This is a genomic window from Delftia acidovorans NBRC 14950 (genome assembly GCF_001598795.1).
Classification (GTDB): domain Bacteria; phylum Pseudomonadota; class Gammaproteobacteria; order Burkholderiales; family Burkholderiaceae_C; genus Comamonas; species Comamonas acidovorans.
This window is the reverse complement of sequence record NZ_BCZP01000001.1, coordinates 39,440-62,314: the sequence shown is the minus strand read 5'-3', so window position 1 is coordinate 62,314 and position 22,875 is coordinate 39,440. Positions and strand designations below refer to the sequence as shown.

Sequence of the window (22,875 nt, the reverse complement as noted above, 5' to 3'; positions counted from 1 at the left end):
ATGGTTGAACGCAGTCCCCTTCTCTCCTTTTTCTCGCACCTGATCATGGTGCTGGGCGTGATCATCGTCGGCTTTCCGCTGTACCTGGCCTTCGTGGCCTCCACGCACACGCCGCAGGACATCATCCAGGTGCCCATGCCCCTGGTGCCCGGCAGCAACTTCTGGGAAACCTACAAGGCCGCGCTGTTCGGTGGCTCGGGCCCCGGCTCCAGCGCGCCCGTGGCACGCATGATGTGGATCAGCTTCGTCTCGGCCATGGTGATCACCGTGGGCAAGATCGCGATCTCGCTGCTGTCGGCCTTCGCGCTGGTGTACTTCCGCTTCCCGTTCAAGAAGATCTGCTTCTGGCTGATCTTCGTGACCCTGATGCTGCCCGTGGAAGTGCGCATCGGCCCCACCTACGAAGTCGTCTCCACGCTGGGCATGCTCAACAGCTACGCCGGCCTGACGATTCCGCTGATCGCCTCGGCCACGGCCACCTTCCTGTTCCGCCAGTTCTTCCTGACGGTGCCGGACGAGCTGGTGGAGGCCGCCCGCATCGACGGCGCAGGCCCCATGCGCTTCTTCAAGGATGTGCTGGTGCCGCTGTCCAAGACCTCGATCGCGGCGCTGTTCGTGATCCAGTTCATCTACGGCTGGAACCAGTACCTGTGGCCGCTGCTCGTGACCACCTCGGAAGACATGTACCCCGTGGTCATCGGCATCAAGCGCATGGTGGCCAGCGGCGATACCGGCAACGACTGGAACGTGGTGATGGCGACGGCCCTGCTGGCCATGCTGCCGCCCGCTGCCGTGGTGATCCTGATGCAGCGCTGGTTCGTCAAGGGCCTGGTGGACACCGAAAAGTAAACCGCCCGCCGCCGCCCCAACCCACCGTATAGAACCCCGCAGAGCAAGCGCCAGCGCCCTTCGCTCTGCGACTCAACCAGAATCTTCGTATGGCATCCATTTCCTTTCGCAACCTGATCAAGCGCTACGGCCAGGGCCCGTCGGCCAACCAGGTACTGCACGGCGTCAACGCCGAAATCAAGGACGGCGAGTTCGTCGTCATCGTCGGCCCTTCGGGCTGCGGCAAGTCCACCCTGCTGCGCATGGTGGCGGGCCTGGAGGAGATCTCCGACGGCCAGCTGCTGATCGGCGACAAGGTGGTCAACGACGTGGAACCGGCCAAGCGCGACATCGCCATGGTGTTCCAGAACTATGCGCTGTACCCGCATATGTCGAACTACGAGAACATGGCCTACGGCCTGAAGATCGCCAAGGTGCCGCCCGAGGAGATCAAGCGCCGCGTGGACAAGGCCGCCAAGATCCTGGAGCTGTCGCACCTGCTGGACCGCAAGCCGCGCCAGCTGTCGGGCGGCCAGCGCCAGCGCGTGGCCATGGGCCGCGCCATCGTGCGCCAGCCCAAGGTCTTCCTGTTCGACGAGCCGCTGTCCAACCTGGACGCCAAGCTGCGCGGCCAGACCCGCATCGAGATCCAGAAGCTGCACGCCGAGCTGGGCATCACCAGCCTGTTCGTGACCCACGACCAGGTCGAAGCCATGACCCTGGCCCAGCGCATGATCGTCATGAACGGCGGCGTGATGGAGCAGTTCGGCACGCCCGAAGAGGTCTACCACACGCCCGCCTCCACCTTCGTGGCCAGCTTCATCGGCTCGCCCCCGATGAACCTGCTCAAGAACGCGCCCGGCGGCACGGCCGGCCGCATCCTGGGCATCCGCCCCGAGCACTTGGTCGTCGTCAGCGAAGGCGGCTGGGAAATCAAGGTGGACACCGTTGAAATGCTGGGTGCCGAGCGCCTGGTCTATGGTTCGCTCAATGGCGAGACGATGACGGTGCGCATCGACGAAGGCGCGCCCTTCCCCAAGTCCGGCGAGACCATGCGCGTGCGTCCTTCCGAAGAGCGTCGCCTGCACTGGTTCGACGCAGAATCCGGAAAGCGGATCTGATCCCCTGAAGGCCGGCTCTCCGACCTTTTCCAAGAGAGCCCCAGAGGCTCTCTTTTTCCATCCAAACTCCCTTCTTTTGACGGACTCGCCATGACCGCGAACCTGAAATCCTGGCCCTACCCCCTATGGGTGGCCCACCGTGGCGCCGGCAAGCTGGCGCCCGAGAACACCATGGCCGCCTTCCGCCTGGGCGCCGCGCACGGCTATCGCATGTTCGAGTGCGATGCCAAGCTGTCTGCCGACGGCGTGCTGTTCCTGATGCACGACGCCACGCTGGAGCGCACCACCAACGGCCACGGCACGGGTGGCGACCTGTCCATGGGCGAGATCGCCCAGCTGGACGCCGGCAGCTGGCACTCGCGCGCCTTTGCGGGCGAGGCCCTGCCCACGCTGGAAGCCCTGGCGCGCTGGTGCCTGGCCAACCACTTCTTCCTGAACGCGGAGATCAAGCCCACGCCGGGCCAGGAAGAGGCCACGGGCCGCGCCACGGGCGAGCTGATGAACCGCATCTGGCCCAGGGACCGCATCCAGCCGCTGTTCACCTCGTTCAAGACCGATGCGCTCAAGGGCGCACGCGATACGGCACCGCACATTCCGCGGGGCCTGCTGGTGGACAAGCTGGCCGATGCCACGGGCGATGCCGACCTGCGCACCGCGCTGGACCTGGGCTGCGCGGCCATGGTGCTCAACCATGCGCTGTGGGATGCCGCTCTGGTGGCCAAGGTGCATGGCGCGGGCCTGCGCTGCAGCAGCTATACGGTCAACGATGAATGGGCCGCGCAGCGCCTGATCGACCTGGGCACGGACGGCGTCATCACCGACCGTGTCGATATGTTCAGTCCCGCATCGCGCTGAGACGGCTGCCGGCTGGCGGGGCCGGACCTTTGGAAACAACCGTCGCGGCGGCCCGCCGCACAATGTGCGTCCATGACACCGCCCCGCCCGTGCCCTCTCCCGCTGCGCCCTACGTGGGCGCAGGCCTTGCGCCAATGCCTGGCCACCGGCCTGATGGTCCTGGCCATGCTGGTCCTCACTGCGCCCGCTCCGGCCCATGCGCAGGACCGCACGGCAGCGGAGGCCACGGCGGCGCCCGACGGCCGGCCCGCCCTGCCCAGCGTGGACGATCTGCGCAAGCAGCTGGACGCCATTCCCCGCAAGCTGGCCGAGGACGATGACGGCCGCAAGCTGCTGGACGAGGCTGCGGCCATAGGCACTGCGGCCGACCAGGTGGCGGCCCGCCGCACCGAGGAACTGGCCGACATCGATTCGCGCCTGGCCGGCCTGGGCCCCGCGCCCGAAAAAGGCGCCCCTGCCGATGCGCCCGATGTGGCCGAGCAGCGCGCCAGCCTGGCCAGGCAGCGCAGCGCCGTGGATTCCGAACTCAAACTCGCGCGGCTGGTGTCGGTCGATGCCGACCAGCGCGGCAACGAGCTGATACGCCAGCGCCGCGAACAATTCCAGGCCGCGCTGACGGCCCGCACCGACTCGCCGCTGGGCCGGCCCTTCTGGCGCAACCTGCGCGCTGCCGCGCCTTTGGACGCGGCGCGCCTGCAGGGCCTGGGGCGCGAGCTGCGCCAGGCCGTCGCCTCCACCATGGCGTCCGATCGCCGGGGCGGCTTCATCGCCAGCCTGGCCGCCGCCTTGCTGATCGCCCTGCTCGGCCCCTGGCTGGCCGAGCGTCTGCTGGTGCGCGCCGCGCCCGCGCGCCTGCCCAGCGGCCGCCTGCGCCGCTCGTTGCGCGCGGCGGCCACCGTGCTGATCAACACGCTGCTGATCGGCCTGGCAGCGCAACTGGCCTGGAGCGTGCTCAAGGCCGGCGATGGCTTCAGCGAATCGCTGGACGCGCTGGCCAAGGCCAGTGTGCAGGTCACGCTGTTCGGTGCATTCGTGGTGTCGCTGGGCCAGACCCTGCTGTCGCGCAGGCGCAGTTCCTGGCGCCTGCCCGGCGTGTCGGACGAGCTGGCCGAGCGGCTCAGCCCCTATCCCTGGTGGATTGCCGCCGGAGCCGCGCTCAACGGCCTGGTGACCGAGGTCAACGCCATCATCGGCGCCAGCCTGGCCGCCGAGGTCACGGTGCACGCCCTGTCGGCCCTGCTGATTTCGGCCGTGGTCATGCTGGCCCTGCGGCATCTGCGCGCGCCGGCGCCGGTCACGCAGGAAGACGGCGCCCAGGCAGAGCCCGTGCCGCCCCGGCCCTTGTGGGTGGGCCTGCTCGTGGCCTGTGCGGCGGTGGCCAGCATTGCCACCATTGCGCTGGCCGTGACCGGCTACGTGGCGCTGGCCGGAACGCTGGCGCGCCAGATGGTGTGGACCGGCGTGGTCTTTGCCACCACCTACCTGCTGTTCCAGCTGGGCGACGATCTGTGCGAGGCCCTGCTGTCGTCCAAGGGCAGCTTCGGCACCCGGCTGAACCAGAGCCTGGGCATCGAGGGCCGGCTGCTGGACCAGGCCTCGGTCCTGGTCTCGGGCCTGCTGCGCGTGGCCCTGTTGTTCTACATGGTGATCGCCCTGCTGGCCCCGCTGGGCACGGGGCCGGACGAGGTGTTTCGCCGCGGCAGCACGGTGAACCACAGCCTCAAGGTGGGCGACTTCACCATGGCGCCGCAGGCCCTGTTCACCGCATTCGCCGTGATTGTCACGGGCCTGATCGTGATCCGCGTGATCAAGCGCTGGCTGACGGACCGCTACTTCCCCAACACCTCGCTGGAGCCGGGCATGCGCAGCTCCATCACCACGCTGCTGGGCTATGTGGGCGGCATCTTCGTGGTGGCCGTGGCGCTGGCGGGGCTGGGCATCAGCGTGGAGCGCATTGCCTGGGTGGCCAGCGCGCTGTCGGTGGGCATTGGCTTTGGCCTGCAGGCCATCGTGCAGAACTTCATCTCGGGCCTGATCCTGCTGGCCGAGCGGCCCGTGAAAGTGGGCGACTGGGTGGTGCTGGGCGATACCGAGGGCGATGTGCGCCGCGTCAACGTGCGCGCCACTGAGATCCAGCTGGGCGACCGCTCCACCGTCATAGTGCCCAACTCGGAATTCATCACCAAGACCGTGCGCAACATGACGCTGGCTGGCGCGCCCGGGCGCGTGCTGCTGCGCCTGCCCGCACCGCTGGACACCGATGCCGAACGCATGCGCACCCTGATATTGGAAGCCTTTCGCACGCATGAAGGCATCCTGGACACGCCCGAACCTCTGGTGCAGCTCGAAGGCATTGCCAACGGCACGCTGACCTTCCTGGCCATCGGCTACGTGGGCAACCCGCGCAATGCGGGCGGGGTGCGCAGCGATGTGCTGTTCAGCATCCTGGCCTCGCTCAAGGGCGCGGGCCTGTACCTGTCGCCACCGGCCACCACCTCGGTGGCGGCGCCGGTGGTGGCAGGCATGCCGGGCTCGCCAGGCACGCCGCCCATGCCCGGCGACCCCGCCAGCCCGGCCTAGCCTCGCCCGGCCATTTCAGCGCGCACATGCGCCGCGACCACGGCCATCAGCTCACGCAGATGGCCGCGCAGCGGCTCGAAGCCCGCGTTGGGCTCGCGCGTGTCCTCGTCCATATAGACCGGCCGGCGGATCTCGATCTGCAGGCTGTGCCGGCCCAGGTGGGGCTGGCCTATACGGCCGATCAGCTCCACGCCCTTGTAGGGCTCGTTGTAGGCCACGCTGTAGCCAAAGCCCGCCAGCGTCTCGCCCACCAGCTGGATGAACTCGGGCGCGCAGGTCGTGCCGTCGCGGTCGCCCAGCACGAAGTCGGCCAGCGGCGGCGCGTCGGTACGGCCCAGGCGCTTGTAGACATCGTTGGGCATGGAGTGCAGGTTCAGGTGCCAGACGCCGCCAAAGCGCTGCACGCTGTCATCGATGGCCTGCGCCAGCGCCGCATGGTAGGGACGCCAGTAGCGCGCGATGCGGTGCTCCACCTCGGCCACCGTGCGCGGGCGTTCATACAGCGGCGTGGCCACGCCGTCGCGGCTGATGCGCTGCCAGATCAGGCCCAGGCCCTGGCGGGTCTTGACGCTGGGCGCCAGGGGCACGGGCCACTGGCCATCGATCTGGGCGGGGTCCAGGTCGGCCTCGCTGCGGTTGGGGTCGATGTAGGTGCGCGGAAAGGTGGCCTCGATCAGCGTTGCGCCATGCGCGGGCCACTGGTCCCAGAGCGCGGCCACATGCGTGTCCTCGCCACGGCGCAGCAGGGACATGGGCACGGCATGGCCGAAATCCTCGGGATAGGACGTGCCGCTGTGCGGCGAGTCGCAGACGATGGGCAGCACTTCGCCGGTGGCGGGATGCACCACGACCGGGGTGTCCGGCCGGGGGCGCAGAAAATCGGTCTGTGCCATGCGGTCCATCAGTCGAGCTTGATGTTGGCGCGCTTGGCCACGGCCGTGTAGCGCTCGATGGCGGCCTTGATCTGCTTGGCAAATTCCTCGGGCGTGTTGCCCATGGACTCGCCCGAGATGGATTTTTGCTTTTCCAGGTAGTCAGGCATGGCCATGGCCTTGTGCGCAGCCGCATTGAGCTTGTCGATGATGGGGCGCGGCGTGCCGGCAGGTGCGACCAAGCCGAACCAGCCGCCGTCGCCCATCTGCGGGAAGCCCAGCTCGGTGTAGGTGGGCACGTCGGGCAGCACGTCGGCGCGCTTGAAGGCCAGCACGGCCAGCGGGCGCAGCTTGCCGTCCTTGATGTGGGGCAGCGTGGAGGGCAGGTTGTCCGTCATGGCATTGACCTGGCCGCCCAGCGCGTCGGTGATGGCCTGGCCCGCACCCTTGTAGGGGATGTGCAGCAGGTCGATACCGGCCAGGTTCATGAAATTCTCGATGTTGGCGTGGCCCAGGGAACCTGTGCCCGGCGAGGCAAAGCTGTACTTGCCCGGGTTGGCCTTGGCCAGGGCGATGAACTCCTTCATGGTCTTGGCGGGCACGCTGGCGTTGATCACGAACACGCTGGGCACGGACATCACATTGGTGATGGGCGCGAAGTCCTTGATCGGGTCGTAGGGCAGCTTGCGGAAGATGGCCGGGTTGGAGCCATGCGTGCTCACCGTAGCCATGCCGATGGTGTAGCCATCGGCCGCAGCACGCGCAATTTCGGAGGCGCCAATGGAGCCGCCCGCCCCGCCCCGGTTGTCCACCACCACGGACTTGCCCAGGATCACGCTCATCTTCTCGGCCAGCAGACGCGCCACCATATCGGTGGAGCCGCCCGCGCCAAACGGCACGACCAGGCGGATCGGCCGGCTGGGATAGTCGGCAGCCGGGCCCTGGGCCCAGGCGACGGGAGCCAAAAGAGCAGTGGCGGCGCAGGCGGCCAGGCTGGACAACAGGGTGCGGCGCATTGCCATGGTGTGTTTCCTCTCGTGATGGATGAAAGAGCGGCCTGCTGCAGGGCAGGGCTTCGCGGAACAGGCGCCGATTCTGGACAGCCGCCGCACGCGCGAAAAGAGACAAGACGGCAAGCAACTATGACAAACCGTCATAATTGCGTCCGTCATGCGCATGCACTCTCCCTCGCTTTCCGAGCTGCACGCCTTTGCGGCGGCGGCGCGCCTGGGCAGCTACTCGCTGGCAGCCCAGGAGCTGTATGTCACCCAGGGCGGCATTAGCCGCGCCATCGCCCGGCTGGAAGAGCACCTGGGCTTTGCCCTCTTCGAGCGCCAGGGCCGGCGCAGCGTGCTGACCGAGGCTGGCCGTGAATACCTGCAAGCCGTGGAGCCCTCCGTACACGCCATCGAATCGGCCTCGGCCGCCGCACGCAGGCGCCACTTCGGCCCGCAACTGCGGTTGTCGGTCGTTCCCACGCTGTTCAGCCACTGGCTGATTCCACGCCTGCCGCGATTCAATGCCCTGCATCCGGGCATCGTCCTTTCGTTCGCCCCCTACCGGCGCGATGACCCGCTGTCCGCCGCCGAGATCGACGGCTGGCTGCGCGTGGGCAGCGAGCCCTGGCCCGCCCATGTGGTGGCCGACTATGTGGTGGGCCGCGATCTGGTGCCCATCTGCCATCCGCGGGAATTGCAGGGCCCGCAAGCCATTCGCAGCGCAGCAGATGTGCTCGCGCGCCCCTTGCTGTTTCACACCAACTATCCGGGCAACTGGGCGCGCTGGATGAGCCACCTCGGCCTGCCCGGGCCGTGCCCCGCACCAGCGGCGGACTTCGAACTGGTGGCCCTGCTGGTCCAGGCCGTGGCCGCCGGCATGGGCGTGGCCCTGGTGCAGCGCTGCCTGGTGGAGGAAGACCTGGCCGCCGGCCGCGTGGCCCTTGCCTTGCCTGCACCCGTCCACATCGAACGCGGCTACTTTCTGTGCCGGCCGGCTGCGCGGATGCCTTCCGAAGCGTTTGTGCAGTTCCGCGCATGGCTGCTGGAGCAGGCCGCACCGGGTGCCGTGCCTGCGCAAACGGTGACCCCCTCGCCATGAAAAAGGCCCCGGGGCCCGCCACACATTCGGCGGGCCCCGGGGCTGGCAGGCTCAGTCCAGAGAGCTGGCTTACCCAGGCCGTCGGGCAGACCTGCCGCGCAGTTGCAGCGCGGCAAAGGCTGCCAGCGCCATGCCCAGCAGACCCAGCATGCTGCGCGAGTCCACCGGCACCGGCCTCGCGCCGGGCGCGGGCAGCGAGAAGCTCGCGCTCGCTGAGCAAGGCGATGCCTCGGTACACGCGGGATCTCCGCCGCCCCACACCTGAACCGTATTGCCGCCCGAAGTCGCGCCAGGTGTCACGGTCACGGGAATGGTGAACCTGATCTCTGCCGCCCGGCCAACCGCAGTGACTGCACCTGGCGCCCGCCCAGGCAGGCCCGCAGCGATCTCGCAGCTCACCGTCTGCCCGCTCGCCGTGCAACCGGCAGGCAAGCTGCCGAGAGTCAGCCCTGCAGAGACCACATCCCTCACCTGGATGGGAGCCGTTGTCGCCACCGGCCCGGCATTGCCCACGGTGATGACGTAGTTGACCGTCTTGCCGGGTTCGGAGTGCTTGGCGCTGGCCTCCAGCCCCACCACCAGCTTGGGCGGCCTGGCCGTGCTCACCACGGTGCAGTCCAGCAAATCGCCTGCGGCAGGCGTGATGGCGGGCCATTGCAGCGCGGAGGCCGTCGCCGTGCCGGCCCCGCTCGGCAGCGCCGTGGTGGAGCCTGCCGAGCCGTTGGTGCAGCTCAACTCAGCTACGTAGCCATCTGGCACCAGATCAGGCCCGGAGCCATTGGCCTTGAGCACCTCGGTGAACTGCAGCGCCGCGCCCGCAGGCACCACGATTTGCGCGGTGGATGCGCTGGTAGCAGCACCCGCCGTGGTAGCCATGCCGGCTGTGGCGCCGCCCGAGGTTATCTTCACCTGGAACTGGTCCGTGGATGCGACCCGGCTTGCCACCTGCTGCGTCAGCATGACGCGCGCAGTTGGCGGCGTATCGACGCAGGCCTCGGACTGCACGCTGGCTGGCGTGCCATTGAGAACGGTGGCCGTTGCCAGCCCGAACAAGCCGGTTCCCGCACCCGCGCAGGCCCGCACGCCGGCGGCCGGCAGGACGCTGAAGCGCACGACCAGGGTGTAGGTATCCACAGCCCCGCTCTCCAGTGAGCGCCGCGTCTGGTTCAGCTTCCATGGGCCCGCGCCTGCCGGCAGCTTGCCAGGCAGATTGTCGCCACAACTGGAAACCGAACCCGAGCTGGAACAGGACAAGGACTGCACGCTGACGGAGCCGATGCCGGGATCCGTGGCCAGGGCATCGCTCAGGTCATAGGCCAGTTCGGCACCCGTTGCATTGCTGGCCCTGACCGTGTAGGCAACGTCGTACTGGGACAGCGATCCGGCAACCGGCACAGGCTCGCCAACGGCTCTGGCAAGATCCAGCCCCCCGTCAATGATGGTGTACTCGGACTCCACCACCGGTGCATCGCCGCAGGCCGCATTCGACGCACGCAGGTAGCTGGGAAGCGGGCCGGGAGCTTCCTGGATCGCGAAGCGGATGGTCTTGCCGGGCTCCGCGACCGAATCCTTGATGATGCTCACCGGCAGCGCGATCAGCGATCCGGCGCCGGCGCCGTCGTACAGGCCCGCCGGTATGCGGATGGTCAGCGTATCCGTTCCACTCGGCGTGGAATAGTCCACCGCCGCTCCGGTGGCGCCACCGGGGCCGATGGCCGTTCCGCCCACAATGCGCACGACGACGTCGAAGGCCGTGGTCACGTTGCCGTTGATGCGCAGCCGGGGCAGGTTGTTGCCCTCCGATTCGCGTGCCGCCGTGGCGGCGCTGACGAAGTCGACGAAGGGCGTGATGCCAATCTGCACACCGTCGAGGAAGTTGCCGTAGGCCTTGTCTCCACCGGCAGCGCTGATGGATTCAAATCCCAGGCTTGCCGCGCCCGTCTCCCCTCCATAGGCGAAACTGCCGGCGTAGTCCACCCAGCCAGTGGGGTTGGCGCCTGCCATGTGGGGCTGCGCAGACACATCATGATGGAAAAGCACCAGGTTGTTCTGGTGCTGGGTGGGTACCTCAAACGTGCCGTCCGTTCCGGAAGTGATATCTACCACCGGCTCTGTCGACGAATTGCCACTGGTAATGTTGAGTTGTGCCACATCGGTGCCCAAGCGACCGCGGTGGCTGAATTGCCAGCGGATGGTTTCACCTTTTTGCAGGCAGATGTTCTGATAGATCCGTGATGGCAAGCTCGCATTCAGCTCGGCAAACCCAATCCCTTCGCGCGCTACGACGCCCCCGCCCGAGCTGGCGCCCTTGCGCAGTTCGATCAAGCGGCCGCTCTTGTGACTGGGGCTGGCGCAGTTTCCGCGGCCATTCATATCAGGATGCGTCGTCTCCCAGCCCGGCACCTCGTCGCTGGAGGTTTCCACGAAGCACTCGGCTCCGTCCGTGGCCGAACTCAGTACCGGCAATTCAAAGCCTTCATTGATGAAGCTGCGCTGCACTTGCGCCCAGCCCGGTGACGCCACGCCGGACAAGACCATTGCGAGCGATAGCACACAGCGGCGCGAAGCCGCATTCCCACAAAAATACCGTTGAGGCATTGACCCTCCCATGAGTCGATTCAGATCCAAAAGGAATCCATCGATGAGAGGCTGCGCCCCGCAGTGCGGCATTTGCCCATCCACCCAGTACAGCCTGGCACTACCGAATTCGGGAGAGACGATGCGGGGATGGCAGATAGAAGAGCTGCTGATGTGCAGCAAGCGTGCGCTACTGTGCGCCTAGCGCCACTCATCGATAGAAAAAGGCTTTCGATAATCAATGAGCGGCGCAAGAAAATCTATCAGACTGCTCTGAAAATAACTCTAGGAATGCTCCGGGCCTGCAGTGCTGCGCCATGGACCCGGCAAAGTGGCTGCGGGCGCATGGCCGGCCGCCCCACGGATCCGTTGATCTGGATCAATCTTCTGTGTCGGGGTTTGGTCTCGCTGATCAGCGCCAGCCTCGTGAAAACACCCACTGGCAAAGCGCCATCACCACGACCAGCGCGGCGTAGGTGGCCATCTTTGCATCGCGCCCGAACCACCACAGGCCCGCCAGCAGCACCAGCGCGCCAACAATGAAATTGATAGCAACCTGCAACCACCAGGCCAGGGATTGCTGCGATTTCCCATAGATCAAAAGCGCGCACAACATCAGGGCCGGCGACAGGAAAAGTGCAGGCGCCAGGAAGTTCAGCCAATGATTCGTACTCGCAATCCATCCCATGTGCGGGCTCCGATTCCAGGGTGTTGTGATCAGGGATGCCTGAAACTGCGCGAAATTTTATAATCCCGGGTTATGGCAGTCTGGGCACTCGGCATCAACCACCACACGGCTCCGCTTGATATGCGGGGACGTTTCGCGTTCGCGCTTGACCAGATCGTGCCCACGCTGCAGGGTCTGCGCGAATCGCTGACCGGCCCCGGCCGCCAGCACAGCGCCGTCGAGACCGCCATTCTCTCCACCTGCAACCGTACCGAGATCTACTGCGCGGCCGAAATGCCGGCCATGGACCATACCCTGCACTGGCTGGCCAACAGCGGCGGTATTTCGTCCGAATTGCTGCGCTCGCACTCCTATCTGCTGGAAGACGGCCATGTGGCGCGTCATGCCTTCCGCGTGGCCAGCGGACTCGATTCCATGGTGCTGGGCGAGGCCCAGATCCTGGGCCAGATGAAGAATGCCGTGCGCGCCGCAGAGAACGCAGGCGCCCTGGGCAGCACGCTGAACCAGCTGTTCCAGCGCAGCTTCGCGGTGGCCAAGGAAGTGCGCAGCTCCACCGAGATCGGCGCCCACAGCATCAGCATGGCCGCTGCCGCCGTGCGGCTGGCCGGCCAGCTGTTCGAAGACCTGTCCCAGATCCGCGTGCTGTTCGTGGGCGCGGGCGAGATGATCGAGCTGGTCTCCACCCATTTCGCGGCCCGCCACCCCAAGCAGATCATGATCGCCAACCGCACGCTGGAGCGCGGCGAGAAGCTGGCTGCCCAGTTCGGCGCCGGCACCATGCGGCTGGCCGACCTGCCCGACCATCTGCATGAATACGATGCCGTGATCAGCTGCACGGCGTCCAGCCTGCCCATCATCGGCCTGGGCGCCGTGGAAAGCGCGCTCAAGAAGCGCAAGCACCGCCCCATGTTCATGGTCGATCTGGCCGTGCCGCGCGATATCGAATCCGAGGTCAAGGACCTGCGCGACGTCTACCTCTACACCGTGGACGACCTGGCCACCGTGGTGCGCACGGGCCAGGCCCAGCGCCAGGCAGCGGTCGAGCAGGCCGAAGTCATCATCGACCACGGCGTGCAAAGCTTCATGCACTGGCTGGACCAGCGCCGCCCGCAGGCCGGCGTTGTGCCGCTGATCCGCCAGCTCAACACCCAGACCGATGAATGGCGTGCGCTGGAGATTGCGCGCGCCAAGAAGCTGCTGGCCAAGGGCGAAGACATCGACACCGTGCTGGAGGCCCTGTCGCGCGGCCTCACGCAGAAAATGCTGCACGGCACCCTGGCCGAACTGCACAAGGGCGATGCCGACCAGCGCAGCCAGACCATGGACACGGTCTCGCGCCTGTTCCTGCGCTCGGCCCAAAGTGGCCCGCGCGGCACGGCCCCCGACAAGGCGCTCTAGCGGCGCTCGCCGCCCCTGCGCAGGGCCGCGCGCCAGCGGGCCTGTGGCGCCCCGGCCGCACTTGCGGCCCCTCCCCGCCCCTCCCGGTTTTTACGGCCCATCTGCCCTTCCAGGCCCCCACGTTTCCCGCCGCAGTGCTGCCCCGAGCAGCCCTTCGCACCACCGCCCCACACCATGCAAGACTTTCTGCGCCAACAACTGGAGCGCTACGCCCAGCGCCTTGAAGAACTCAACTTCCTGCTTTCGCGCGAAGACATCATGGGCGACATGAAGCAGTACCGCGCCATCTCGCGCGAGCACGCGGACGTCACCGCCATTGCAGGCCGCTATGCGCGCCACCGCCAGCGCGAGGCCGATCTGGCCGCCGCGCAGGACATGCTCTCCGACCCCGACATGGCCGACATGGCGCAGGAGGAAATCGCCAGCGCCGAGGCCGAGCTGGTCCAGCTTGAGGACGAGCTGCAGCGCCTGCTGCTGCCCAAGGACCCCGATGACGCGCGCAACGCCTACCTCGAAATCCGCGCAGGCACGGGCGGCGACGAATCGGCCCTGTTCGCAGGCGACCTGGCCCGCATGTACACGCGCCACTGCGACGCGGTGGGCTGGAAGGTCGAGATCATGAGCGCCAACGAGAGCGAGCTGGGCGGCTACAAGGAAGTGGTGCTGCGCGTGGAAGGCACGGATGTCTACGGTCGCCTGCGCTTCGAATCCGGCGGCCACCGCGTGCAGCGCGTGCCGGCCACCGAGACCCAGGGCCGCATCCACACCAGCGCCTGCACCGTGGCCGTCATGCCCGAGCCGGACGAAACCCAGGCCATCACGCTCAACCCGGCCGACCTGCGCATCGACACCTTCCGCGCCAGCGGCGCCGGCGGCCAGCACATCAACAAGACCGACTCGGCCGTGCGTGTGGTCCACCTGCCCACGGGCATCGTCGCCGAGTGCCAGGACGGCCGCAGCCAGCACAGCAACAAGGCCAAGGCCCTGCAGGTGCTGCAGGCGCGCCTGCAGGAGAAGGAACGCAGCGAGCGCGAAGCCAAGGAGGCCGCACTGCGCAAGGGCCTGATCGGCAGCGGCGACCGCAGCGACCGCATCCGCACCTACAACTTCCCGCAGGGCCGGCTCACGGACCACCGCATCAACCTCACCATCTACAAACTGCTGGCCGTGATGGAAGGCGACCTGGGCGATGTGCTCGACGCGTTGCAGGCCGCACGCGAGGCCGAACTGCTGGCCGAGCTGCAGGTCAACAACTGAGGCCCGGGCCATGGCCAATCCACCCATCGTCAAAGAAGCGCTGCAGCAGGCCCAGGCCCTGGGGCTTGCGCGCATCGATGCGCAAATGCTGCTGCTGCACGTGCTCAGGCGCCAGTCTGGCGGCCGCGCCTGGCTGCTGACCCATGACGAGGACATGCTGACCGCCCCCCAGGCCGAGGCCTATGCCGCGCTGTGCGCACGCCGCCTTGGCGCGGAACCCGTTGCCTACCTGCTCGGCCACAAGGAGTTCTACGGGCTCGATCTGGCCGTGGACGCGCGTGTGCTCGACCCACGCCCCGATACCGAGACCCTGGTGGACTGGGCGCTGGAGCTCATGCCCATCCAGACCCAGGCAGGCCCCGCTTGCCGCGTGGTGGACCTGGGCACCGGCAGCGGCGCCATAGCCCTGGCCCTGCAAAGCCAGCGCCCCGGCGCCACGGTCTGGGCCGTGGATGCCAGCGCCGACGCACTGGCCGTGGCCAGCGCCAATGCCACGCGCCTGCAACTGGGCGTGCAGTTCGCGCATGGCAGCTGGCTCCAGCCGCTGGCAGGGCAGGCACCGTTCGACCTCATCGTCAGCAACCCGCCCTACATCCGTGATGACGATCCGCACCTGTTGGCCTTGGCGCATGAGCCGCTGTCGGCGCTGGCCAGCGGTGCCGATGGCCTGGCCGATATCCGCGCCATCATCGCCCAGGCGCCCGCGCTGCTGGCCAGCGGCGGCTGGCTGCTGATGGAGCATGGCTGGGACCAGGCCGATGCCGTGGCCGCCCTGCTGTGCCATGCTGGCTTTGGCGACGTGCAGCATCGCCACGACCTGGGCGGCATTGCCCGCTGCACGGGCGGGCAATGGCAAGGGCAGGCCTGAGCTCTGACCTGAGCGCAGCAATCCCGCATGCTTTCAAAGTCCGCGCCGAGAGTGAAATAATCCCATCCATGCCGCCGCGCCTGCGGCGCCCACCACGACCCCGGAGCACCACAAAGATGAGCGACACCCAGCAACGCATCGACCAACTGGTCAAGAGCAACAACATCCTGCTGTTCATGAAGGGCAGCGCCAGCTTTCCCATGTGCGGTTTCTCTGGCCGCGCCATCCAGATCCTCAAGGCCTGCGGCGTGGAAACCAAGGACATCTCCACCGTCAACGTGCTGGAAGACCAGGAAATCCGCCAGGGCATCAAGGACTACAGCAACTGGCCCACGATCCCCCAGCTCTACGTGCAGGGCGAGTTCATCGGCGGCTCGGACATCATGATGGAGATGTACGAGTCGGGCGAGCTGCAGCAGCTGCTGGCACCCAAGGCCTGAGCCTTATCGCACCACGCGCCTTCGGCGCAGCATCGAGCCACCTTCGGGTGGCTTTTTTTCGCCTGTGCCGCGCTGCCGGCGGACTCCCCGGGCATGCCTCAGGGCCAGGGGCATGCGATGTGTGGTCGAATGGTCACATCTTTCACATCCGGAAAAGCGCGCCTGCGCCCGCTTCTCCGCCCTGCCTATGAGTCTGTCCCAAAGTCTGCTGTTGATCGTCGCGCTGATATTGACCAGTGCCTTCTTCTCCGTGGCCGAGATCTCGCTGGCCGCCTCGCGGCGCCTGCGACTGCGGCAGATGATGGAGGACGGCGAACCCCGCGCCGAACTGGTCATGAAGATGCAGGCCCAGCCGGGCGAATATTTCACGGTCACGCAGATTGGGCTCAATGCCGTCGCCATCCTGGGCGGCGTGGTGGGCGAAGGGGCATTGACCCCCTATCTGGCCGAGCTGCTGATGCTCTGGCTGCCTGACAGCCGTGCGCAGACCGTGGGCTTCCTGCTCTCGTTCGCCAGCGTCACCTCCCTGTTCATTCTGTTCGCCGACCTGCTGCCCAAGCGCCTGAGCATGGCCGAGCCCGAGGCCCTGGCCATCCGCGTGCTGCGCCCCATGCTCTGGTGCATGGCCGTGCTCAAGCCCCTGGTCTGGTGCTTCAACCACCTGGCCGACGCCGTTGCCAAGCTGTTCGGCCTGCCCACGGTGCGCGATGACCGCATCACGCACGAAGACATCCTGGCCATGACCGAAGCCGGCGCACGCGCAGGCGTGCTGGCCGCGAAGGAGCAGCAGGTGATCGCCAACCTGTTCGAACTGGACTCGCGCACCATCGGCTCGGCCATGACGCAGCGCGACCGCATCGCCTACTTCCACCGCGACGACCCCGATGAACTGATCCGGGTCCGCATTGCCGAGGAGCCTTTTTCCACCTACCCCGTCTGCGACGGCGACATCGACCACATCGTCGGCTATGTCGATGCCAAGGACCTGTTCCAGCGCGCGCTGAACAACCAGTCCCTGTCGCTCATGGACGATTCGCTGGTCCACAAGGTGCTGGTCGTGCCGGACCGCCTGACGCTGGCCGAGGTGCTGGAGCAGTTCCGCCAGGTGCATGAGGACTTTGCCGTCATCGTCAACGAATACAGCCTGGTGGTCGGCGTGGTCACGCTCAATGACGTGATGAGCACGGTGATGGGCGGCCTCGTCAGCCCCGGCGACGAGGAACAGATCCTGCGCCGCGACGAGAACTCCTGGCTGATCGATGGCGTCACGCCGGTCGAGGATGTGATGCAGGCCCTGGAGCTCGACGAGTTGCCGCATTCCGAGGACTACGAAACCCTGGGGGGCTTCCTCATGGTCATGCTTAGGCGCATTCCCAGGCGCACGGACACCGTGCAATGGGGCGGCTACCGCTTCGAGGTCATGGACGTGGACAGCTACCGTATCGACCAGGTGCTGGTCACACGCATGTCCGGCAGCAGCCCGGCCGCCCCGCCCAACGCAGGCGACACGGCCGCCGCCGTGGCCAAGGTGTCCAGCATGTCGCCGGACACGTCGTCCTGAAAACGCAGCAAGGCAGGCCTGCAGGACTGCCGCCAGGCGCCAGTCTGCGCCCCCTCATGCCGAGCGCGAGGGCTCGATCTCCCAGCGGCGCTGCGCAGCAAACACCGCATTCGGATACTGGGGCTGGCCGCGGCTGCCGTTGTAGCGGCCCAGCGCCATGTAGGCATCGCCGTTTTCACGGTCCAGATAGTGGCGCAGGATGACGCAGCCAAAGCGCAGATTGGTCTGCATATGGAACAGCTTGCCGATGTCGCCATCGCCGATCAGCCGCATCCAGAACGGCATGATCTGCATATAGCCGCGCGCGCCCACGCTGGATATGGCGAACTTGCGGAACGCGCTCTCCACCTGCACCAGTCCCATCACCAGCGAGACTTCCAGGCCGGCGCGCTTGGCCTCGTACCAAACGGTCTGCAGGAACTCCAGCCGTGTTGCAAGTTCGGGCTTGCGCGAGCGCAGGCGCTCGCTGCTGGCCGTGAGCCAGCGCAGGTAGTCCATGCGGGCCTCGGTGGAGGCAAAGCGCAGCTCGGGCGGCGCCGATCCCGTGACGGCCGAACTCAGCGCGGTGCGCACCGAATCGGCCAGCGGCTCTTCCAGCTGCCCGCCAGCCCAGGCGGGCGCGGCCACCGCGCCCAGCAACGGCGCAGCACCTAGCGAAGCCGCCAGGCGCAGGCAATCGCGGCGCGCTATCACGGGGGCCTGGCTCACAGACCCAGCCTCTGCTTGAGATGGCCCAGCACATCGGCAGCGGCCAGCTTGGTCGCTTCCGTGTCGCGGCGATGCTGGTACTCGACCTGGCCTTCCTTGAGGCCGCGGTCGGACAGCACCACGCGGTGCGGCACGCCAATCAGTTCCCAGTCGGCAAACATGGCGCCCGGGCGTTCGCCGCGGTCATCCAGAATCACGTCCACGCCCAGTGCCAGCAGCTCGGCATGCAGCTTCTCGGCGGCTTCCTTCACGGGCTCGCTGCGGTCCATGCCGATGGGGCAGACCACCACGGTGAAGGGCGCAATCGCGTCGGGCCAGATAATGCCGCGCTCATCATGGTTCTGCTCAATGGCGGCAGCGGGCAGGCGCGTCACGCCAATGCCGTAGCAACCCATTTCAAACAGCGAGGGCTTGCCGTTCTCCGCCAGGAAGGTGGCGTTCATGGCCTGGGAGTACTTGGTGCCCAGGTAGAACACATGGCCCACTTCAATGCCGCGCTCGATGGCCAGCTCGCCCGCGCCATCGGGGGACTTGTCGCCGGCCACCACATTGCGCAGGTCGGCCACGACATCAGGCTCAGGCAGGTCACGGCCGAAGTTCACGCCGGTGATGTGGAAGTCGGCCTCGTTCGCGCCGCAGACCCAGTCGGCCATCACGGCGACCTCGCGGTCCACGACCAGCTTCACGGGCTGCTTCAGGCCGATGGGGCCCAGGTACCCGGGCTGGCAACCGAAGTGCTCCTCGATCTCGGCCACCGTGGCAAAGCGGAAGCCCACGTCCAGGCCAGGCACCTTGGCCACCTTGATCTCGTTCATCTCATGGTCGCCACGCAGCAGCAGCAACCAGACCTGGCTTCCCGCCACATCGCCCTTGTCGTCGAGCTTGTCGGTGGCCAGCACCAGGGACTTCACCGTCTGCGACAGCGGCAGGCCCAGCTGGGCGGCCACGGATTCGCAGGTGCTGTTGCCCGGCGTTGCCACACGGGCCATGGCCTGGGCTGCAGCGGGACGGGGGCCTGCAGGCGCCAGGGCCTCGGCCTTCTCGATATTGGCGGCGTAGTCGCTGCTGGGGCAGTAGACGATGGCGTCTTCGCCCGTGGAGGCGATCACCTGGAATTCCTCGCTCAGATCACCGCCGATGGCACCGCTGTCGGCACGCACGGCACGGTACTGCAGGCCGAAGCGGTCGAAGATGCGCTTGTAGGCCGCGCGCATGGTCTGGTAGCTGATCTGGGCGGTGTCGCGGTCCTTGTCGAAGGAATAGGCGTCCTTCATGATGAACTCGCGGCCGCGCATCAGGCCAAAGCGCGGGCGGCGCTCATCGCGGAACTTGGTCTGGATCTGGTAGAAATTCTTGGGCAGCTGCTTGTAGCTCTTGAGCTCCTGGCGCGCAATGTCCGTCACCACCTCTTCGCTGGTGGGCTGGATCACGAAGTCACGGCCATGGCGGTCCTTGATGCGCAGCAGCTCGGGGCCCATCTTCTCGAAGCGGCCGGTCTCCTCCCACATCTCGGCAGGCTGGACCACGGGCATGGTCACTTCCACGGCACCGGCACGGTTCATTTCCTCGCGCACGATGGCCTCGACCTTGCGGATCACGCGCAGCCCCATGGGCATGTAGTTATAGATGCCTGCGCCCAGCTTCTTGATCAGGCCGGCCCGCGTCATGAGCTTGTGGCTGACCACTTCGGCATCGGCCGGAGCTTCCTTGAGGGTGGAGATGAAAAATTGGGAGGCTTTCATGGATCAGGGGCTTCGCGGGAATCGGGGCAGCGTGCTTGCCGCTGGCAAGGCACCGTGCATAATGGACACAATTCAGAAAATTGGGGTTCGATTATGCTTGACCGGGACGGATTTCGCCCGAACGTCGGCATCATCCTGCTCAACCAAAAGAACCAGGTGTTCTGGGGCAAGCGCATCCGCACCCACAGCTGGCAGTTTCCACAGGGCGGCATTGACCGGGGGGAGACACCCGAACAGGCCATGTTCCGGGAACTGCATGAGGAAGTGGGGTTGATGCCCAACCACGTTCGCGTGGTCGCCCGCACCCGGGACTGGTTGCGCTACGAGGTGCCAGACCGGTACATCCGCCGCGATGCGCGCGGACACTACAAAGGCCAGAAGCAGATCTGGTATTTGCTGCAGCTCATGGGTCACGACTGGGATTTGAACCTGCGTGCCACCGACCACCCCGAATTCGACGCCTGGCGCTGGAATGACTACTGGGTGCCACTGGATGTGGTGGTGGAGTTCAAACGCGGCGTCTACGAGATGGCCCTGACCGAGCTGGCACGCTTTCTGCCACGGGGCGAGCAACAGCGCAACCGCTATCTTCGCAGCGGCATGCGCCCCAGGGAAGCCCATGAAACAGGCCCCGAAAACTATGGCGCCCCAGGCTTGCATCCGGCACGCTCAGGCAGCTTTCGCGTCAATCCCGGCATGGAGTTGCCGCCTGGTGCCTGCTTCGACCCTGATCCACAGTCAGGGCAGCAGCAGGTCTTGCACCCCGATCCAGGCAAGGCCTGAGCCAAAGGCTCCATGCAAAAGCGCACCCGAGGGTGCGCTTTTTCTTTGCCCCGATTGCGCAGGCATCAGTGCCCGGCAATCACCATGTTGTCGCGGTGCACCATCTCCGGGCCTGCGGAGTAGCCCAGCAGGCGCTCGATCTCCACCGAGCTCTTACGACAAAGCAGGCGCGCCTCGGCACTGGCATAGTTGGCCAGACCACGCGCCACCTCGATGCCCAGCGCATCGCGCACGGCAATCACATCGCCGCGGGCGAATTCGCCATCCACATTCACCATGCCGATGGGCAGCAGGCTCTTGCCTTCGTCGCGCAGCTTGGCCACGGCGCCGGCATCCACGGACACGGAGCCGCGCAGCTGCAGATGGTCGGCAATCCACTGCTTGCGCGCCTGGTTCTTGTGGGTCTGCGCCACGAGCAGCGTGCCAATGGACTCGCCCGCAGCCAGACGCACCAGCACGTCCTGTTCACGGCCCCAGGCGATGACGGTTGAAGCACCCGACCCCGCCGCACGCTTGGCCGCGAGGATCTTGGTGATCATCCCACCCTTGCCGATGGACGAGCCCGCGCCGCCCGCCATCTCCTCCAGTGCAGGATCGCCGGCATTTGCCACGTCGATGAAACGTGCATCGGGATTGCTGCGCGGATCGGCGCTGTAAAGGCCTCGCTGATCGGTCAGGATGACCAGGGCATCGGCTTCGATCAGATTGGCAACCAGAGCGCCCAGGGTGTCGTTGTCGCCGAACTTGATCTCATCGTTGACCACGGTGTCGTTCTCGTTGATCACCGGCACGATGCCCAGCTCCAGCAGCGTCAGCAAGGTGTTGCGCGCATTCAGATAGCGCTCGCGGTCCGCCAGGTCGGCATGCGTGAGCAGCACCTGGGCACTGCCCATGCCCTGCTCGCGCAGCTTGGACTCGTACATCTGTATCAGCCCCATCTGGCCCACGGCTGCAGCGGCCTGCAGCTCATGGATCTCCTTGGGTCGCGCGGCCCAGCCAAGGCGCTTCATGCCTTCAGCCACCGCGCCGCTGGAGACCATGATCACCTCGCGCCGCTGACCGCCATGGCTCTCATCCCCGCGCACCAGGGCCGCCAACTGGCGGCTCCACTCCTGGATGGCGGCTTCATCAAGACCGCGACCTTCATTGGTCACCAGGCTGGAGCCGACCTTGACCACGATGCGATGGGCATCACGCAACAAGTTGGAAGACATGGATGGATAGTGATTCTTGCAGCGCAGGCCCAGGCAGGCCGCGCCGCTGTTGTGTTCAAGGCGATGGGAGCGGCAGGCGGCTCTTACTCGGAATCGCGGGGGGCAAAACGCGGATCGGTGAGATCCACGCCATCACCCTCGACTTCGACGAAGCGCGGATCGATTTCCTTGGGACCGGCCTCGATCTGCTGCTGCTCATGCACATGTTTGTAGATGGTGCGGATCAGCACTTCACAGCCTTCGCGCGTCAGGGCGGAAATCTCGAAGACCGGCCCCTTCCACTTGAAGCGCTTGACGAAGTCCTTGACGCGTGCGGCGCGCTCCTCGGCCGGCACCATGTCCAGCTTGTTGAGCACCAGCCAGCGGGGCTTGTTGTACAGCTCGGCATCGTACTTCTGCAGCTCGCTCACGATGGCCTTGGCCTGGGCCACAGGATCCACGCTGTCATCGAACGGCGCCAGGTCCACCACATGCAGCAGCAATCGGGTGCGCTGCAGATGGCGCAGGAACTGGTGACCCAGGCCCGCACCTTCCGAGGCGCCTTCGATCAGGCCTGGGATGTCGGCCACCACAAAGCTCTGCTCGGCAGCGACGCGCACCACGCCCAAATTGGGATGCAGCGTGGTGAATGGGTAGTCGGCAATCTTGGGACGCGCATTGGAGACCGCGGCAATGAAGGTGGACTTGCCCGCATTGGGCATGCCCAGCAGACCCACGTCGGCCAGTACCTTGAGCTCCAGCTTGAGATTCTTGCGCTCGCCAGGCCAGCCCGGTGTCTTTTGCCGAGGCGCGCGGTTGATGGCGCTCTTGAAGCGCAGGTTGCCGTAGCCGCCGTCGCCACCCTTGGCAATGGTGACCACCTCACCGGCCGTCAGCAGCTCGTAGAGCACCTCGCCGGTTTCGGCATCACTGATGATGGTGCCAACCGGCATGCGCAGCGTGATGTCGTTGCCCGCCGCACCAAACATGTCCGAGCCCTTGCCGTGCTCACCGCGCGTGGCATCGTGCCGGCGCGAGAAGCGGTAGTCCACCAGAGTGTTGAGGTTGACATCGGCCACCGCGTAGACATGGCCGCCACGGCCACCGTCTCCACCATCGGGACCGCCAAATTCCTTGTATTTTTCGTGCCGGAATGACACGCAGCCATTGCCGCCGTCACCGGCGGAAATGTCGATATAAGCTTCGTCGACGAACTTCATGAGGCATCCAGTTTACAAAAAGCAGTGTGCACCAGACAGCCCCAGGCCACACCTCAGAGACGGAAAAGAGGGCGAAGGCACGATGCA

Annotated in this window: 19 protein-coding genes; 11 read left to right on the top strand and 8 right to left on the bottom strand. The window is 66.5% G+C overall.

Going from position 1 to position 22,875, the window contains the following annotated elements:
* The 4 genes from ugpE to DA1_RS00230 all read left to right on the top strand — a co-directional run bounded on the left by ugpE (position 1) and on the right by DA1_RS00230 (position 5,384).
* On the top strand, positions 1-849 hold the full coding sequence (ugpE, locus tag DA1_RS00245; protein ID WP_012207265.1) for a sn-glycerol-3-phosphate ABC transporter permease UgpE: 849 nt from the start codon (positions 1-3) through the stop codon (positions 847-849).
* 89 nt (positions 850-938) lie between these two features.
* Entirely contained in the window at positions 939-1,949 is a 1,011-nt protein-coding gene (gene ugpC / locus DA1_RS00240; RefSeq protein WP_034396898.1) for a sn-glycerol-3-phosphate ABC transporter ATP-binding protein UgpC, read from the top strand.
* Between the two features lie 90 nt (positions 1,950-2,039).
* Positions 2,040-2,804 carry a glycerophosphodiester phosphodiesterase gene (ugpQ, locus tag DA1_RS00235; RefSeq protein ID WP_034396899.1) on the top strand — a complete coding sequence of 255 codons (765 nt, stop codon included), beginning with the start codon at positions 2,040-2,042 and terminating at the stop codon, positions 2,802-2,804.
* Positions 2,805-2,957: 153 nt separating this feature from the next.
* The gene (locus tag DA1_RS00230) at positions 2,958-5,384 is read left to right on the top strand and encodes a DUF3772 domain-containing protein (protein WP_034398934.1); all 2,427 of its coding nucleotides are present in this window, start codon (positions 2,958-2,960) and stop codon (positions 5,382-5,384) included.
* Here DA1_RS00230 and DA1_RS00225 read toward each other — a convergent pair.
* On the bottom strand, positions 5,381-6,286 hold the full coding sequence (locus DA1_RS00225) for an N-formylglutamate amidohydrolase (RefSeq protein ID WP_013800830.1): 906 nt from the start codon (positions 6,284-6,286) through the stop codon (positions 5,381-5,383). The genes DA1_RS00230 and DA1_RS00225 overlap by 4 nt on opposite strands.
* Positions 6,286-7,278, bottom strand: a complete 993-nt coding sequence (locus DA1_RS00220) for a tripartite tricarboxylate transporter substrate binding protein BugE (protein WP_012207270.1) — start codon at positions 7,276-7,278, stop codon at positions 6,286-6,288. The genes DA1_RS00225 and DA1_RS00220 overlap by 1 nt, the downstream gene beginning before the upstream one ends.
* A 148-nt stretch (positions 7,279-7,426) precedes the next feature.
* Between DA1_RS00220 and DA1_RS00215 the strand changes: the two genes are divergently transcribed.
* The gene (locus DA1_RS00215) at positions 7,427-8,353 is read left to right on the top strand and encodes a LysR substrate-binding domain-containing protein (protein ID WP_034396901.1); all 927 of its coding nucleotides are present in this window, start codon (positions 7,427-7,429) and stop codon (positions 8,351-8,353) included.
* A 69-nt stretch (positions 8,354-8,422) separates the two neighbouring features.
* Here the strand turns inward: DA1_RS00215 and DA1_RS00210 are convergent, their stop codons facing one another.
* A complete protein-coding gene (locus DA1_RS00210) occupies positions 8,423-11,113 on the bottom strand; it encodes a DUF11 domain-containing protein (RefSeq protein ID WP_155294319.1) in 2,691 nt (896 codons plus the stop codon).
* Positions 11,114-11,342: 229 nt separating this feature from the next.
* Entirely contained in the window at positions 11,343-11,618 is a 276-nt protein-coding gene (locus DA1_RS00205) for a hypothetical protein (RefSeq protein ID WP_034396904.1), read from the bottom strand.
* Between the two features lie 72 nt (positions 11,619-11,690).
* On the opposite strand from DA1_RS00205, the gene hemA reads away from it, so the two are divergent.
* From hemA to paeA, 5 genes are all read left to right on the top strand, one after another.
* Positions 11,691-13,016: a glutamyl-tRNA reductase gene (gene hemA / locus DA1_RS00200; RefSeq protein ID WP_012207273.1), complete on the top strand. Its 1,326-nt coding sequence runs from the start codon at positions 11,691-11,693 to the stop codon at positions 13,014-13,016.
* 174 nt (positions 13,017-13,190) lie between these two features.
* Positions 13,191-14,273 (top strand): peptide chain release factor 1, encoded by a 1,083-nt coding sequence (gene prfA / locus DA1_RS00195; RefSeq protein WP_012207274.1) that lies wholly within the window; start codon positions 13,191-13,193, stop codon positions 14,271-14,273.
* 10 nt (positions 14,274-14,283) lie between these two features.
* Positions 14,284-15,141: a peptide chain release factor N(5)-glutamine methyltransferase gene (gene prmC, locus DA1_RS00190; protein ID WP_034396906.1), complete on the top strand. Its 858-nt coding sequence runs from the start codon at positions 14,284-14,286 to the stop codon at positions 15,139-15,141.
* Between the two features lie 116 nt (positions 15,142-15,257).
* A complete protein-coding gene (gene grxD / locus DA1_RS00185) occupies positions 15,258-15,581 on the top strand; it encodes a Grx4 family monothiol glutaredoxin (protein ID WP_012207276.1) in 324 nt (107 codons plus the stop codon).
* A gap of 187 nt (positions 15,582-15,768) precedes the next feature.
* Positions 15,769-17,142 carry a polyamine export protein PaeA gene (paeA, locus tag DA1_RS00180; protein WP_034396907.1) on the top strand — a complete coding sequence of 458 codons (1,374 nt, stop codon included), beginning with the start codon at positions 15,769-15,771 and terminating at the stop codon, positions 17,140-17,142.
* A gap of 54 nt (positions 17,143-17,196) precedes the next feature.
* Here the strand turns inward: paeA and DA1_RS00175 are convergent, their stop codons facing one another.
* Both DA1_RS00175 and DA1_RS00170 read right to left on the bottom strand, forming a co-directional pair.
* Positions 17,197-17,850 (bottom strand): lytic transglycosylase domain-containing protein, encoded by a 654-nt coding sequence (locus DA1_RS00175; RefSeq protein ID WP_034396910.1) that lies wholly within the window; start codon positions 17,848-17,850, stop codon positions 17,197-17,199.
* On the bottom strand, positions 17,847-19,592 hold the full coding sequence (locus DA1_RS00170) for a proline--tRNA ligase (protein WP_034396911.1): 1,746 nt from the start codon (positions 19,590-19,592) through the stop codon (positions 17,847-17,849). The genes DA1_RS00175 and DA1_RS00170 overlap by 4 nt, the downstream gene beginning before the upstream one ends.
* Before the next feature lie 93 nt (positions 19,593-19,685).
* Between DA1_RS00170 and DA1_RS00165 the strand changes: the two genes are divergently transcribed.
* Positions 19,686-20,375 (top strand): RNA pyrophosphohydrolase, encoded by a 690-nt coding sequence (locus DA1_RS00165; RefSeq protein ID WP_034396913.1) that lies wholly within the window; start codon positions 19,686-19,688, stop codon positions 20,373-20,375.
* 65 nt (positions 20,376-20,440) lie between these two features.
* On the opposite strand, the gene proB is transcribed toward DA1_RS00165, so the two are convergent.
* Both proB and cgtA read right to left on the bottom strand, forming a co-directional pair.
* On the bottom strand, positions 20,441-21,589 hold the full coding sequence (proB, locus tag DA1_RS00160; protein ID WP_012207281.1) for a glutamate 5-kinase: 1,149 nt from the start codon (positions 21,587-21,589) through the stop codon (positions 20,441-20,443).
* An 83-nt stretch (positions 21,590-21,672) separates the two neighbouring features.
* A complete protein-coding gene (gene cgtA / locus DA1_RS00155; protein WP_034396915.1) occupies positions 21,673-22,788 on the bottom strand; it encodes an Obg family GTPase CgtA in 1,116 nt (371 codons plus the stop codon).
* Positions 22,789-22,875: the final 87 nt, after the last annotated feature.